Source organism: Mycobacterium heidelbergense, from assembly GCF_050205645.1.
GTDB lineage: Bacteria > Actinomycetota > Actinomycetes > Mycobacteriales > Mycobacteriaceae > Mycobacterium > Mycobacterium heidelbergense_A.
This window is the reverse complement of record NZ_JBNMQT010000005.1, coordinates 16062-30600: the sequence shown is the minus strand read 5'-3', so window position 1 is coordinate 30600 and position 14539 is coordinate 16062. Positions and strand designations below refer to the sequence as shown.

Below are 14539 nucleotides of genomic sequence, written 5' to 3'. Positions count from 1 at the left end.
GTGCCCACTCTATGTCGTCTCAACCGCCCAGACCGGCATGCATCTCCCAAATGAGCAGTTCCGTCGGCTCGCCCGCGGTCAGCCGCCGGCTGTCGGCGTCGGTGAACCGGATCGCGTCGCCCGCTTCAAGCTCTCCGATCCCCTCCACGCTGGCCCGCCCGCGCGGCACGAAGAGATGCAGGTAGGGGGCCCGCGGAAGGTTCACCGAGTGGCCGGGTCGCAGGCGCGCGCAATGCAGCGCGGCGTTGCGGTTGTGCAGCGTGATGGCCGCCTCACGACCGGGTATGCCTGAGGCGATGGTCACAAGCCCGGCGTCCAACAGGCCGGGGTCCACCTCGTGCTGCTGGTAGCCGGGGGAGATGCCGGTCTCGTCGGGGATCACCCACATCTGCACGAAATGCACGGGGTCCGTTGATGACTCGTTCTTTTCCGAATGCAGGATTCCACTGCCGGCCGACATGCGTTGGGCCAGGCCGGGATAGATCACCCCGCGGTTGCCGGCCGAATCCTGGTGTGTCAGTTCACCTTGCAGCACCCACGTCACGATCTCCATGTCGCGGTGCGGGTGGGTGTCGAATCCGCTGCCGGGCTCCACGATGTCGTCGTTGTTCACCAAGAGCAGCCCGTGGTGTGTGTTGTCGGGGTCATAGTGGTCACCGAACGAGAACGAATGCCTGGACCTCAGCCACGACGTTGTGGTGACGGCCCGATCGGCCGCACGCCGAATCTCGGAGTTGGCGGGCATGTCCTCAGCCTAGTGGGGAGAGCAGCCCTTGCGCGTGCCGCAGCGCGTCGTCCAGCTCGGGCAGCGACAGCCCGGCCGAGCGGCCCAGGTGGACCTCGATCTGGTACTCCGGCTGGCCGTCCGGGCCGAAAATCGGCAGCACAACGAATTCCGTTGCGGCCAACTCGGTTTCGAGAGCATCGGTGACCGACTGCAGCGTCACCATCGTCATGAGCGTGGTCAACTGCCGGGCCACCTGTGCCGTCGGCTCCAGCGACCCCAGCGCCGCGGCCAGCCGGTCATGCAGCGATCGGTGGGTGTCGTCGAAGCGCCACGCGCCGTAGCCGCGGGCCCGGATGTCGTCCAGCACCCGCTGATGGTCGGCGATCTCGGCGCGGGTCAGCCGTGGCGTCACCCGATGCAGCCAGGCCCGCACGGAATCGTCGTCGCGCCACGCCATCGCGACAAGTCCGAACGGGGGATCGATGGGGAAGCGCTGACCGACGGCCCGCCCGCCGTCGGTGGCATGCCCGACGGCGTCGACGGTGGTCAGGTGCTTCTCGCCGATCTTCGACATCGAGCAGCCGACGCCCAGGCTGGCGTGCAGGAAGGACAGCGCCTCGCGCCCGCGGTCCAGCAGCGGGAACTGCGCCCGCAGACCGTGGACCAGCGCGAACAAGCCGCTGCCCAAAAAGAAGCGGCGGTCCTCGCGCCGTGCCACCCAGGCGCCCCGCTCCAGCTCCGCCAAGACGAGGGCACAGGTCGAGGTGCTGATTCCGCAGCTCTTCGCCAGCTCGGCCGACGTCCGCCCCTCGGGTGAATCCGCAAGCGTGGCAAGCACATCCATCACCCGGCCGGTCGGCGGCGATTTGACGGTTGACGCGGCCACGCGGACCTCCCTACATTTGTCCCAAATGTAACTGTAGCTATCCTAATATTAGGAGACCACTCGTGTTCAAGGTAGGCGTCTGGGGCCCGGGCTCGATGGGCGTGATCGCCCTGCGCGGCGTCATCGACCACCCCGCGCTCGAACTGGTCGATGTCGTCGTGCACAGCGCCGCCAAGGCGGGCCGCGACGCGGGCGAACTCTGCGGCATCGCACCGGTCGGGGTGGTGGCCACCCGGGACCCGTCGCCGATGCTGGCCGGGAACGCCGACGTGGTGGTGTATGCGGCCGGCGCCAACCTGCGGCCGCTGGAGGCCGTCGAGGACATGGTGTCCATCCTGCGGGCCGGCAAGAACGTGGTGTCGTGTTCGGTGGTGCCGCTGGTGTTCCCCGACGCTGTCGATGCCGCCTTCACCGAGCCGCTGCGGCAGGCCGCGCTGGAGGGCGGCGCGTCGTTCTTCACCACCGGCATCGACTCGGGATTCGCCAATGACGTTCTACCGCTGGTCCTTACGGGCGTATCCCGGGTCATCGAGTCGGTACGGGTGACGGAGATGTTCAACTACGCCACCTATCCCGACAAGTCCGCGGTGTACGAGATCCTAGGCTTCGGCAAGCCGCCCGAATTCGCCGCGTTCGCGGCCACGCCCGGGGTGTTCACCTTCGGCTGGGGCCCGGTGCTGCACCAGCTCGCGTCGGGGCTGGGCGTCAAGATCGACAACATCGAGGAGAGCAACGAACGCCTGCCGGCCACCGAGCCCTTCGACACGCCCACCGGGCACATCGCGGCCGGCACCATCGCGGCGATGCGCTCGACGCTGACCGGTTACGTCGGCGACCAGCCGACATTCGTCATCGACCACGTCACCCGGATGCGCGACGACATCGCACCGGACTGGCCGCAACCCAACATCACCATCGAGCCCAAGGAGCTCGGCTACGGATTAGCTTCCGGGCGTGGGCTTTACCGCGTCGAGATCGAGGGTTCGCCGAGCATGCGGTGCGAATTCGAGATGGCCGAGGACCACGACCACGACTTGGGCGCGCGCATCGCGGGCGCCTCGCGCATGGTCAACGCGATCCCCGCGGTTTGCGCCGCCGCGCCCGGGCTGCTGTCGGCGCTGGACCTGCCGTTGATCACCGGGGCCGGGCTGGTGCGCCCGGTGGAGGGCCCGCCGCCGGACAGCCGCCTATTCTGAGCGGCCGCGCGGGTACGTCGCGTCGGCGAGCTCGAGAATCTCGGCGCGATCCGCCGGCAGGATGAACCCGGATCGGATCGCCGAATCCAGTGCGGCGGTGAACCGTTCGAGGTATTCCCCCGCCCCGCCCGGGTAGAGCCGGCGCAGGGTGGCGTCGTCGAAACGTTCACCCGAACCGAAGATCGCCGTCATGATGCTTGCGGGGTCGAGTTCCGAGGCGCCTGAGACGCCCATGCCGGAGGTTCGCGCGATCGGCACGTCCACCCAGGGGGTCCTGATGCCGTCGCGGGCCAGGCCGTTGGCGTCCAGAATCGGTTGGGGCTGGTCGGTTTCCCGCACGGCGATGGGTGGGGCGGTGGGTGCCGGCTCGCCGGTGCGGACCCATGTGTTCAGCGCCGCGAGCGCGGCCTGCACCACGTAGTGGTGTTGCGGCGCAAAGTTGATGCAGTGCCCGAGTTGCTGACCCATCAGCACGTTGGTGGGCGCGTAGGCCGCCACGATGTCGTCGAGCGGCGCCGAGCCGCTGTCGATCGGCGCCACCTGGATCGTGTAGTTGTCGGCGTGAGCGGCCCCCGGGATCTCCCACACCCGCAGCCATTCGTTGTCGGGTTGCCGGGCGAAGTAGTAGCCGTACCGCACCGGGCCCAAGAGGTCGGTCTCGGTGATGATCGTGACGAGCGGGACGCGCAGGTCCGGACGGAACCGCACCGCATCCGGCACGCCGGTCTGCGATTCGTCGAAGATGGAAATGCCGTCAAGCGGTGCGGCAGAGCCGAATCGGGAATGCACCAGGAAGCCGTCGTAGGTTCGGGCGAGGGGATCGACGGCGTTGACGTAGGTCGTGAGGAACATCGCGGATTGGGACTCGCCCACCGCGACGACATGTTGCACCCCGGGCAACACGTCCCTGGCGAATTCGCCGGTTTGGGAAAAGATGTCGTAGGCGAACGCGTCGCCCGGGTGGCTCAGGGGTGCGTACCGCGTCGCGTCCTGGGTCTTCAGCGACATGTCGAAGCCGAGCAGGCTCTCGCCGCCGTCAACCCCCACCCGCTGGGCCGAGACCGCGACGTAGGCGTAGCCCGAGCGAAGTATCTCGCGATGCGCCATCATCCACACGGCCGGCGCGTCGATGCCGCCACTCACGTTGAGCCATTCGACGAGCACCGTCCCGTTGAACCGCGCCGGGTCCGTCGGCGTCAAGACGACGGCACGGGTGGTGTAATCGGCAGTGCCGGAAGGGGTTACGCTCCACCGGCCGTCGGGACTCAGCTCCGCTTCGGGGGCGTAGGACCTGGCCGTTCCGGAGAGGAAGAACTCCTCGGCCGCATAGCCCACGGCGCCAATGTCGAAGGCGCCCAGCAGCAGCAGCGGCTGACCGGCTACCGGTATCGCCTGCGGGGAATCCGTCATGTGCCATACCCTCCCGACGTCGGCGCCGAACGTGACGCTGCAGTCACGCTGGGCTTCGAATGTGACTGTAGCGTCACGGTCGAGGGGCGGAGCCTCAGAGCGAGGCGGGCAATCCGAACTTCGCGAACAACGCCTCGTCGAGGAAGGCCACCACGTGCGCGACCCGGTCGTCGCGCACATCGAGCACGTGCAGCTGAAAGGGCAAGTGCACATCGCCGTCGCGCATGTACATCGCCGCGGCGGGCTGGCCGTTGGCGGTCAAACCGATCATGCGCATGTCGCCGGCGGATTCCGCGGGGCACTGCTGGTGAATGAGGGTGATGATGTCGCGCGGGCCTTGGTACCAGCCGGTGTACGGCGGCATTTCCCAGACCGCCTCGGCGGTGAACAGGTCCACCAACCGATCGATGTCGTAGGCCTCGAAGGCCGCGATGTAGCGGGCCAGCAGGTCCTGCGCCTCCGGCGATTCCGGCGCGTCCAACCGGTCACCGGAGCTGGGACCGACCGCCTCCATCTGCGAGCGGGCCCGCTGCAGCAGGCTGTTGACGGCGATCGTGGTGGTACCGATCGCGTCGGCCACTTCGGCGGATTTCCACTGCAGCACGTCGCGCATCAGCAGCACCGCCCGCTGCCGGGGCGAGAGGTGCTGCAGCGCAGCGACGAACGCCAACCGCACCGATTCCCGGGACTCGACGATGACCGAAGGGTCGGCGGGTTCGTCCGTCAGGTCCGGCAGCGGCTCCAGCCAGGGCACCTCGCGGCGCTCCACCAGCTCCGTCGCCGGGTCCGAGCTGGGGCTCCCGAGCCCGGTCGGCAACGGCCGCCGCTGCCGGCCCTCCAGCGCGGTCAGGCAGGTGTTCGTAGCGATGCGGTGCAGCCAGGTTCGTATCGACGACTTGCCCTCGAAGCGGTCGTAGGCCTTCCAGGCCCGCAGGAACGTCTCCTGCACCAGGTCCTCCGCGTCGTGCACGGAGCCGGTCATCCGATAGCAGTGCGCGAGCAGTTCACGCCGGTACGGCTCGGCATGGGCCGAGAAATCCCCGCCGGGCTCGCTCTGAGGGTTTTCCGCGAGCACAGTCACGACTTCGAGCGTACGCAGAGCCTCCGACACATCCCGGCGAGGTGGCCACTACGCTGCCACATGATGAGTACGACCCGCAGCGAACGAAGTTTCGACGGCCTGGGCGGCGTGCGCATCGTCTACGACGTCTGGGTGCCGGACACCGCGCCGCGCGCCGTGGTCGTGCTCTCGCACGGTCTCGGCGAGTACGCCCGCCGCTACGACCACGTCGCGCAGTGCTTCGGCCGCGCCGGGCTGGTCACCTACGCGCTGGATCATCGGGGCCACGGCCGCTCCGGCGGCAAGCGGGTGCTGGTGCGGGACATCTCCGAGTACACGGCCGACTTCGACGCCCTGGTCGGCATCGCCACCCGCGAACACCACGGCCTCAAGTGCGTCGTGCTCGGGCACAGCATGGGCGGGGGGATCGTCTTCGCCTACGGCGTCGAACGCCCGGACAACTACGACCTGATGGTGTTGTCGGGTCCGGCGGTGGCAGCCCAGGAGCAGGTGAACCCGCTGATGGCGATCGCCGCCAAAGTCCTGGGCGTCGTCGCGCCCGGCCTGCCGGTGCAGGATCTCGACGTCAATGCAATCTCCCGCGACCCCGCGGTGGTGGCGGCCTACAACGCCGACCCGCTGGTGTACCACGGCAAGGTCCCCACCGGAATCGGGCGTGCGCTGCTGCAGGTCGGCGAAACGATGCCGCGACGGGCGCCGGCGCTGACCGCACCGCTGCTGGTGGTGCACGGCTCCGACGACCGGCTGATTCCCGTCGCCGGCAGCCGCCGCCTGATCGAATGCGTGGGCTCCACCGACGTCACGCTGAAGGTCTATCCCGGCCTGTACCACGAGGTCTTCAACGAGCCCGAGCGTGACCAGGTCCTCGAGGACGTGGTCACCTGGATCACCGAGCGGCTGTAAGCGAGTGTCGGATCGGTCCGTTAGTTTGACGACATGACCCCGCCGGCGACGATGCAGTGGGGGCACCCCCAGCCGCGCAGCGGCGAGGGGGACGAAGCGATGAGGAGGAGCGGCGCCCGTGACTGACGATAAGATGCTGGCGCGGATCGCCGCCCTGCTGCGTCAGGCCGAGGGCACCGACAACCCCCACGAGGCCGATGCGTTCATGAGCGCAGCGCAACGCCTGGCGACGGCGGCGTCCATCGATTTGGCGGTGGCGCGGTCCCATTCGTCCAACCGCACGGCCGCATCGACCCCGACGCAGCGGACCATCACCATCGGGACGGCGGGCAGTCGGGGACTGCGGACGTATGTGCAGCTGTTCGTCGTGATCGCGGCGGCCAACGACGTGCGCTGCGATGTGGCGTCCAATTCGACGTTCGTCTACGCGTACGGGTTCGCCGAGGACATCGACGCGACCCACGCCCTGTACGCCAGCCTGGTCGTCCAGATGGTGCGGGCATCGGACACGTACCTCGCCTCGGGTGCACACCGGCCCACACCGACGATCACCGCCCGGCTCAACTTCCAGCTGGCGTTCGGCGCCCGGGTGGGTCAACGGCTGTCCGAGGCCCGCGACGAGACCCGGCGCGAAGCCACGAAGGACCGCCGCCGGGCACCGGGCACCGCTATTGCCTTGCGCGACAAGGAACTTGAGCTGCACGACTACTACCGCGGCGCGTCGAAGGCGCGCGGCACCTGGCAAGCCAGCCGCGCTTCGGCCGGGTATTCGTCCAAGGCGCGGCGCGCAGGTGACCGGGCCGGACGGCGCGCACGGCTGGGCAGCAGCCCCGAGTTGCCCGGGGCGCGCTCGGCCCTGCGCCGGTGACTGAGGATTCGCCACGCGATTCCCAGCGCTCGAAGGTTTACGCGGCTGAGGAGTTCGTCCGGACGTTGTTCGACCGTGCCGCCGAGCACGGATCATCTGTTGTCGAGTTCTTCGGCACCCAGTTGACGCTGCCGCCCGAAGCCCGTTTCGGGTCGGTCGCGTCCGTGCAGCGCTATGTTGACGAGGTGCTTGCGTTACCGTCGGTGCGCCAACGCTGGTCCGAGGTGTCGCCGCTGCGGGTACGGACGCGGCGGGCGGCCACCGCGGCACACTACGAAAACCACGACGGGGCAGGCGTTATCGCGGTCCCCGACCGTGACACCGCCGACTGGGCGCTGCGCGAGCTGGTCGTCCTGCATGAAGTGGCGCACCATCTGTGCCAGGAGCAGCCGCCGCACGGCCCGGAGTACGTCGCGACGATCTGCACGCTGACCGAACTGGTGATGGGTCCCGAAGTCGGGCACGTCTTACGGGTCGTGTACGCGAAAGAGGGTGCGCGGTGAGCGAATCTGACGATCCGGACGCCCGGGCGCGCGAGGTCGAGGCGCAGCTGACCGACGACGAGCGGTTCTCGCTGATCGTCGGGGTGATGGGGGCGGGCGAACTGTGGCCCCTGCGCGACGAGCGCATCCCGCCCGGCGTGCCGATGAGCGCCGGGTATGTGCCCGGCATCGACCGGCTCGGTGTCCCGGCGCTGCGCATGAGCGACGCCGGTCTCGGCGTCACCAACCCCGGATACCGCCCGGGGGACACCGCCACCGCGCTGCCGTCCGGGCAGGCGCTGGCCGCAAGCTTCGACCCGTCGCTCGCCCGCACGTCGGGCGACATGATCGGCCGCGAGGCGCGCAGCCGCGGTTTCAACGTGCAATTGGCGGGCGCGATCAACCTGGCGCGCGACCCGCGCAATGGCCGCAACTTCGAATACCTTTCCGAGGACCCGCTTTTGAGCGCCGCGATGGCGGCGGAATCCATCAACGGCATCCAGCAACAGGGTGTCATCTCGACGACCAAGCACTACTCGCTGAACTGCAACGAGACCAATCGACACTGGCTGAACGCGGTCATCGATCCCGACGCCCACCGCGAATCGGACCTGCTGGCCTTCGAGATCGCCATCGAGCGTTCTCAACCCGGTGCCGTGATGACGGCCTACAACAAGGTCAACGGCGACTATGCCGCCGCGAACCACACGTTGATCAACGATGTGCTGAAGGGCGCGTGGGGCTATCGCGGTTGGGTCATGTCCGACTGGGGCGCGACGCCGAGCTGGGAATGCGCGCTCGCCGGCCTCGACCAGGAGTGCGGCGCCCAGATCGATGCGCTGCTGTGGCAGTCAGAATCGTTCGCCGGCGACCTGCGCGCCGCGTACGCCGACGGGCGGTTACCCAAGGAGCGTCTGTCGGACATGGTCAGGCGGATCCTGCGCTCGATGTTCGCCGTCGGAATCGACCGCCGCGAAGCCGGCCCGGAGCCGGATATGGACGCGCACAACGAGATTGCGTTGCAGATCGCGCGGCAGGGCATCGTGTTGCTGACCAACCGCGGGGTGCTGCCGGTGGCGCCCGAGTCGACGGCGCGGATCGGCGTCATCGGCGGCTACGCACAGATTGGCGTGCCCGCCGGCTACGGGTCGAGCGCCGTCGTCCCGCCGGGCGGCTACGCGAAGGTGATCCCGATCGGCGGCCACGGGCTGGAGGCCGGCCTGCGCAACCTGTACCTGCTGCCGTCGAGCCCGCTGGACGAGCTGAGAAAGCAATTCCCCAACGCGCAGTTCGAGTTTGATCCCGGGATCAGCGCGGCGGAAGCGGCGCTGGCCGCGCGGCGCACCGACATCGCGATCGTCTTCGCGATGCGCGCCGAGGGCGAGGGGTTCGACCTCGCCGACCTGTCGCTGCCCTGGGGGCAGGACGCCGTGATCGCCGCCGTCGCGGAGGCGAACCCGAACACCGTCGTGGTATTGGAGACCGGCAACCCGGTGACCATGCCCTGGCGCGACGCGGTGAATGCCATTGTGCAGGCATGGTATCCGGGCCAGGCCGGTGGACAGGCGATCGCGGAAATCGTGGCCGGCCGGGTGAATCCGTCAGGCCGGCTGCCCATCACCTTTCCGGTCGACCTCGGCCAGACCCCGCGCCCGGAACTGCGCGATCTCGGTGCGCCGCCGGGCACACCGACCACCATCGACTACGTCGAAGGGGCGGATGTCGGCTACCGCTGGTTCGCGAGAACGCAACGGACGCCGATGTTCGCGTTCGGTCATGGCTTGTCCTACACCAGGTTTGAGTACCACGACCTGGTGGTGACCGGCGGCGACACGATCAGCGCGACCTTCAGCGCGGTCAATGCGGGGGACCGCGCCGGGGCCGACGTCCCACAGCTGTATCTGACCGCGGCGGCGGGTGCGCCATGTCTGCGATTGCTGGGATTCCAGCGCATCGAGTTGGCGCCCGCCGCGACCTGCCGGGTACGGATCGAGGCCGATCCGCGCCTGCTGGCCTCCTACGACGGCTCCTGCGATGGAGGCGCCGGAGCCTGGCGTATCGAGGCGGGTGCCTACTCGGTGGCGGTGGGGGCTTCGGCGGTCGCGCCACGGCTGACCGCGGAGGTCGAGCTGGCCTGCCGTACGTTCGGACGCTAACGGCCGCAAGCGTCGACGACCGAACGCACGACCGGGGGCCCGGCGTTACTCCACGGGGGTCAGCTCGTCCCCGCAGGTGCACCGGTATGCCTCACCCGCGCCGGAGCAGTGGCATGGGACCTCGATGCGAACGCGACATCCGCAGCCTTCGTGCCCACAGCTCAACAAGGTTCCTGCTTCGTAGTTCGCCATGTGAATCACCCTTATCTGTCGTTGACTCGCGTGGTGTGGATCAACCACAAGTTTAGCATATACCCCCTACCGGTATGCCGTAAAGGGGCTGCGGCGGCGAGTGCTCCCGGCTAGCGTGGGCGACATGACAGACAAACCCACCCCGCAGGCCGTCGATGCGTTTCTGGACAGCACCGTGGTTGGCGACGATCCGGCCCTGGCCGCAGCGCTGGAGTCCAGCGACGCGGCCGGTCTGCCTTCGATCGCCGTATCGGTGCAGCAGGGAAAATTCCTGTGCCTGCTGGCCGCTGCCGTCGGGGCGCGCCGCATCCTCGAGATCGGCACGCTGGGTGGCTTCAGCACCATCTGGCTGGCGCGCGGCGCGGGTCCCGAGGGCCGGGTGGTGACGCTGGAGTACCAACCCAAGCATGCCGAGGTGGCGCGGGCGAACCTGCAGCGGGCCGGGGTCGCGGACCGCGTGGAGGTGATAGTCGGCGCCGCGGTGGACACGTTGCCGACGCTGACGGGTGGTCCCTTCGACCTGGTGTTCATCGACGCCGACAAGGAGAACAACGTCGCTTATGTGGAGTGGGCCGCCCGGCTGGCCCGTCCCGGCTCAGTTATCGTGCTGGACAACGTCATTCGCGAGGGCGCGATCCTAGATCCGAAATCCGATGACGCCAAAGTCTCGGCGACGCGCCAGGCCCTGCAGCTGATGGGCGAGCACCCCCGGCTGGACACGGCGGTGATCCAGACGGTCGGGGCCAAGCAGTGGGACGGTTTCGCGCTCGCATTGGTGCACTAGGTCAGCGCGGGCACAAATCCTTGACCGCCTGCTCGGCAGAAGTGATTTCGCCGATTCGCAACGCCGTCTCACCCGCATACAGCGCCGCATGGTCCACCCACGAATCGGGCGTCCCCGCCAACGGTGCCAGCGGGGTGAAGAACGGACGCGCCGATGACTGCAGACGCATCAACGCGCCCGCGTCGAAATAACCCAGGGCGGCCAGGGGGCGGCTTGCCGCATTGAGGGCGGCCGGCAGCGCCCTGGCCTTCCCGTCGTCGCCGCACCAACGCCGGGTCGCCGCGTTCGGCACCACGCGGTGCCGCAGCGGCCAACTGATGCCGAACAGATCCGTTTCGATGGTCTTGTCCGCGTGCATGATTCGCCGCTGGTACTCCCGGTTGGCGTTTGCCTCGCGCGTGAGCAGAAACCGCGTACCGGCGATGACACCGCTGGCGCCGGCCGCCAGTGCGGCGCGGGTATCGGCGCCGGTGGCGATGCCGCCGGCCAGAAACACCGGCCGACCGGAGGCCGCCGAGAGCGCTTCGGGCAGGAAGTCCAGGGCGGGCATGGTTCCGACGAGATGGCCACCCGCCTCACGTCCCTGGGCGATCAGTCCGTCGGCGCCCCAGCAGACGGCGGCGCGGGCCTGCGCCGCGGTGCCGACCATGACGAACACGAAGACACCGGCATCGCGGAAGTGCGCCACCAGCCCCCGCTTTTCGCCGAACGCCAGCACGACGGCATCCACGCCGGCGTCCACACAGACCGCGACGTGGTGGCGACGGACGAAGGGCATCAACAGGTTGACCGCGATGGCGCGGCCCGGGGCCCGTTCGCGCACTTCGCTTATACACGCGCGCAATTGGCGCGGTGTCGCGATGCCGAGCGTTCCCAGCGCGCCCGCTTTGGCGACCGCGGCCGCCAGCGCAGCACCGGCGAGTCCGCCGCCCATTCCCGCTTGTCCTATCGGAACGTCGAGCCGCAACCGGTCCGCGATGTCCATGCCTAACGACGCTACGCGGCCGGGGAATTCGTCCCGTCAGCCGGCCCGCCAGCGGGCTGGTTTTCGTTGCTGGGCTCCGGCGATCGAGCGTAATCTTGACAGCAGATGGATGGGTTGCAGCGAACCCACAGTGCTTGTTACACAACGGGCTTGCTGCATAACAGAAAGGTCACAAAATGAGTACAGTCCATTCATCAATCGATCACCACCCGGATCTGTTGGCTCTACGGGCGCGCTACGAACGCGTCGCCGAGTCGATGAGTGCGCATGTCACTTTCGGCCTGGCCCTGCTGACCGGTCTGTATGTGGCTGTGTCGCCGTGGATCATCGGATTCAGCGAGACGAGATCGCTTGCGATGTGCGACCTCATCGTCGGGATCGCGGTCGCGTTCTTGGCCTACGGGTTCGCATCGGCACTCGACCGTGCGCACGGAATGACCTGGACGCTGCCGGTGCTCGGCGTGTGGGTCATCGTGTCGCTGTGGGTCCTGCCCGGCTTCTCGCCCACCGCCAGCATGATCTGGTCGAATGTGGTCGGTGGCGCGTTGTTGACCTTCCTGGGCCTCAACGCGACGTACTTCGGCACGCGCACACGCGCCGAGGTCGCACGCACGTAGCCGTCCACGTCCGTTGAGCCAGGCGGCAATTCGCCCTGCCGGGCCGGCTGATCCCGGCGCGGGCAGGGCTAGCCGCAGACTGCGCCGATGGCGGCCGAGCCGACGAGCTTGACGTATTTAGCCAGCACGCCGGTCTTGTAACGCGGCGGCGGAGGAGTGAAATCCTTTCGCCGAGCGTCGAATTCGGCCGCGTCGGCCAGCACGTCCAAGGTCTGGCCGGCCACGTCGAGCCGGATCCGATCGCCGTCACGCAGGAAGGCGATCGGTCCGCCGTCGACCGCCTCCGGAGCGACGTGGCCCACGCACAGCCCGGTGGTCCCGCCGGAGAACCGGCCATCGGTAAGCAGCAGAACGTCTTTGCCGAGGCCGGCGCCCTTGATGGCACCGGTGATCGCGAGCATCTCGCGCATCCCCGGGCCGCCTTTCGGGCCCTCGTAGCGGATCACCACCGCGTCGCCCTTGGTGATGGTGCCGTCCTCGAGGGCATCCAGAGCCGCCCGCTCGCCGTCGAAAACCCTTGCGGTGCCTTCGAACACGTCGGAATCGAAACCGGCCGACTTGACCACCGCGCCTTCGGGTGCCAGCGATCCGCGCAGGATGGTGATCCCTCCGGTCGGGTGGATCGGATTGTCCAACGCCCGTAGCACCTTGCCGTCGGGGTCCGGCGGAGCGATGGCGGCGAGATTCTCGGCGACGGTCTGGCCGGTCACCGTGAGGCAATCACCATGCAGCAGTCCCGCGTCGAGCAGCGCCTTCATCATCACCGGCACGCCGCCGATGTGGTCGACGTGCGACATCACGTGGCGGCCGAACGGCTTGACGTCGGCCAGGTGCGGCACCTTGGACCCGATCCTCCTGAAGTCGTCGAGTGACAGCGCGACGCCGGCCTCGTGGGCGATGGCCAGCAGGTGCAGCACGGCGTTGGTCGAGCCGCCGAACGCCATCACCACGGCGATCGCGTTCTCGAACGCCTCCTTGGTGAGGATGTCGCGCGCGGTGATGCCGCGCCGCAGCAGCTCGATGACGGCCTGACCGCTGCGGCGCGCGAAGCCGTCGCGACGGCGGTCGGTCGCCGGCGGCGCCGCGCTGCCGGGCAGCGACATGCCCAGCGCCTCTGCCGCGCTGGCCATGGTGTTGGCGGTGTACATGCCCCCGCAGGCCCCCTCGCCGGGGCAGATCGCCCGCTCGATGGCGTCGACGTCCTCGCGGGGCATTAGCCCGCGAGCGCACGCACCCACCGCCTCGAAGGCGTCGATGATCGTGACCTCGCGCTCGCTGCCGTCGGACAGTTTGGCCACCCCCGGCAGGATGGAGCCCGCGTACAAGAACACCGCCGCCAAATCGAGCCGGGCGGCGGCCATCAGCATTCCCGGCAGCGATTTGTCGCACCCGGCCAACAGCACCGAGCCGTCGAGCCGCTCGGCCTGCATCACGGTTTCGACGCTGTCCGCGATCACCTCGCGCGACACCAAGGAGAAGTGCATGCCCTCGTGACCCATCGAGATGCCGTCGGAAACCGAGATCGTCCCGAACTCCAGCGGGTAGCCCCCGGCCGAGAACACCCCTTCCTTCACCGCCTTGGCGAGCCGGTCCAGGGAGAGGTTGCACGGCGTGATCTCGTTCCAGGACGACGCGACCCCGATCTGCGGCTTGGCGAAGTCTTCGTCACCCATGCCTACCGCGCGCAACATGCCGCGGGCCGCGGCCTTCTCCAGGCCGTCGGTGACGTCACGACTGCGCGGTTTGATGTCGGCGGGGGTTTTGGCCATTTTCCAAGTATGCCGGGCTGGTCCACCGCATTTTGCCGGGTCATACCCCATCGGGGTATAAACTCGGAGGGGTGACGACGGTACACGGATATTCGCAGGACAAGGACAACTACGCCAAGCGGCTTCGGCGCATCGAAGGCCAAGTGCGTGGCATCGCGCGGATGATCGACGAAGACAAATACTGCATCGACGTCCTGACCCAGATCAGCGCGGTCAATAGCGCCCTGCGTTCGGTGGCGCTGAATCTGCTCGACGAGCATCTGAGCCACTGTGTGACCCGCGCCGTCTCCGAGGGCGGAAATGACGCCGACGACAAGCTCGCCGAGGCGTCGGCCGCCATCGCGCGCCTTGTTCGTTCCTAATCGGTGACCGTGTTGTTAGGTGTGTTGAGACCGCAGATGGGATGAACCCGTTGCGGCGGTGCGTACGGTAAGGGCATTGTGAGCGCGCCAGCAATTTCCACTCAGCCACCGGGAAGTCCGG

General features: G+C 68.3%; 14 protein-coding genes and 1 pseudogene. 8 read left to right on the top strand and 7 right to left on the bottom strand.

Annotated elements, in window-relative coordinates; translation table 11 throughout:
* Window positions 1–19 precede the first annotated feature (19 nt).
* Together ACQI5H_RS06810 and ACQI5H_RS06805 are read right to left on the bottom strand one after the other, a co-directional pair.
* Window positions 20–745 (bottom strand): pirin family protein, encoded by a 726-nt coding sequence (locus ACQI5H_RS06810; protein ID WP_427078638.1) that lies wholly within the window; start codon window positions 743–745, stop codon window positions 20–22.
* Between the two features lie 4 nt (window positions 746–749).
* Window positions 750–1571, bottom strand: coding sequence for a MarR family transcriptional regulator (locus ACQI5H_RS06805; RefSeq protein WP_427078855.1), 822 nt, complete (start codon window positions 1569–1571; stop codon window positions 750–752).
* 104 nt (window positions 1572–1675) lie between these two features.
* Here ACQI5H_RS06805 and ACQI5H_RS06800 point away from each other — a divergent pair, with 104 nt between their 5' ends.
* Window positions 1676–2809, top strand: coding sequence for a dihydrodipicolinate reductase (locus tag ACQI5H_RS06800; RefSeq protein WP_427078637.1), 1134 nt, complete (start codon window positions 1676–1678; stop codon window positions 2807–2809).
* Here the strand turns inward: ACQI5H_RS06800 and ACQI5H_RS06795 are convergent.
* Window positions 2801–4219, bottom strand: a complete 1419-nt coding sequence (locus tag ACQI5H_RS06795) for an alpha/beta hydrolase domain-containing protein (RefSeq protein ID WP_427078636.1) — start codon at window positions 4217–4219, stop codon at window positions 2801–2803. The two genes, ACQI5H_RS06800 and ACQI5H_RS06795, sit on opposite strands and share 9 nt — an antisense overlap.
* 94 nt (window positions 4220–4313) lie before the next feature.
* Window positions 4314–5416 (bottom strand): annotated as a pseudogene (locus tag ACQI5H_RS06790) (sigma-70 family RNA polymerase sigma factor).
* On the opposite strand from ACQI5H_RS06790, the gene ACQI5H_RS06785 reads away from it, so the two are divergent.
* From ACQI5H_RS06785 to ACQI5H_RS06770, 4 genes are all read left to right on the top strand, one after another.
* A complete protein-coding gene (locus tag ACQI5H_RS06785; RefSeq protein WP_427078635.1) occupies window positions 5364–6203 on the top strand; it encodes a lysophospholipase in 840 nt (279 codons plus the stop codon). The pseudogene ACQI5H_RS06790 and the gene ACQI5H_RS06785 overlap by 53 nt on opposite strands.
* Window positions 6204–6321: 118 nt before the next feature.
* A complete protein-coding gene (locus tag ACQI5H_RS06780; RefSeq protein WP_427078634.1) occupies window positions 6322–7071 on the top strand; it encodes a DUF2786 domain-containing protein in 750 nt (249 codons plus the stop codon).
* Complete coding sequence (locus tag ACQI5H_RS06775) at window positions 7068–7574, top strand: TIGR04338 family metallohydrolase (RefSeq protein ID WP_427078633.1); 507 nt, start codon at window positions 7068–7070, stop codon at window positions 7572–7574. The genes ACQI5H_RS06780 and ACQI5H_RS06775 overlap by 4 nt, the downstream gene beginning before the upstream one ends.
* Window positions 7571–9709 carry a beta-glucosidase family protein gene (locus ACQI5H_RS06770; protein ID WP_427078632.1) on the top strand — a complete coding sequence of 713 codons (2139 nt, stop codon included), beginning with the start codon at window positions 7571–7573 and terminating at the stop codon, window positions 9707–9709. Before ACQI5H_RS06775 ends, ACQI5H_RS06770 begins: the two co-directional genes overlap by 4 nt.
* Before the next feature lie 45 nt (window positions 9710–9754).
* Here ACQI5H_RS06770 and mymT read toward each other — a convergent pair whose 3' ends face one another.
* Window positions 9755–9916: a metallothionein MymT gene (mymT, locus tag ACQI5H_RS06765; RefSeq protein ID WP_139329461.1), complete on the bottom strand. Its 162-nt coding sequence runs from the start codon at window positions 9914–9916 to the stop codon at window positions 9755–9757.
* 109 nt (window positions 9917–10025) lie between these two features.
* On the opposite strand from mymT, the gene ACQI5H_RS06760 reads away from it, so the two are divergent.
* On the top strand, window positions 10026–10685 hold the full coding sequence (locus tag ACQI5H_RS06760) for an O-methyltransferase (protein WP_427078631.1): 660 nt from the start codon (window positions 10026–10028) through the stop codon (window positions 10683–10685).
* Window position 10686: 1 nt separating this feature from the next.
* On the opposite strand, the gene ACQI5H_RS06755 is transcribed toward ACQI5H_RS06760, so the two are convergent.
* Window positions 10687–11670, bottom strand: coding sequence for an NAD(P)H-dependent flavin oxidoreductase (locus tag ACQI5H_RS06755; RefSeq protein WP_427078630.1), 984 nt, complete (start codon window positions 11668–11670; stop codon window positions 10687–10689).
* Between the two features lie 176 nt (window positions 11671–11846).
* Between ACQI5H_RS06755 and ACQI5H_RS06750 the strand changes: the two genes are divergently transcribed.
* Complete coding sequence (locus tag ACQI5H_RS06750) at window positions 11847–12287, top strand: SPW repeat protein (RefSeq protein ID WP_427078629.1); 441 nt, start codon at window positions 11847–11849, stop codon at window positions 12285–12287.
* 68 nt (window positions 12288–12355) lie between these two features.
* Here ACQI5H_RS06750 and ilvD read toward each other — a convergent pair whose 3' ends face one another.
* Window positions 12356–14056 (bottom strand): dihydroxy-acid dehydratase, encoded by a 1701-nt coding sequence (gene ilvD / locus ACQI5H_RS06745; protein WP_427078628.1) that lies wholly within the window; start codon window positions 14054–14056, stop codon window positions 12356–12358.
* Between the two features lie 71 nt (window positions 14057–14127).
* Between ilvD and ACQI5H_RS06740 the strand changes: the two genes are divergently transcribed.
* Complete coding sequence (locus ACQI5H_RS06740) at window positions 14128–14418, top strand: metal-sensitive transcriptional regulator (RefSeq protein WP_427078627.1); 291 nt, start codon at window positions 14128–14130, stop codon at window positions 14416–14418.
* Window positions 14419–14539 lie beyond the last annotated feature (121 nt).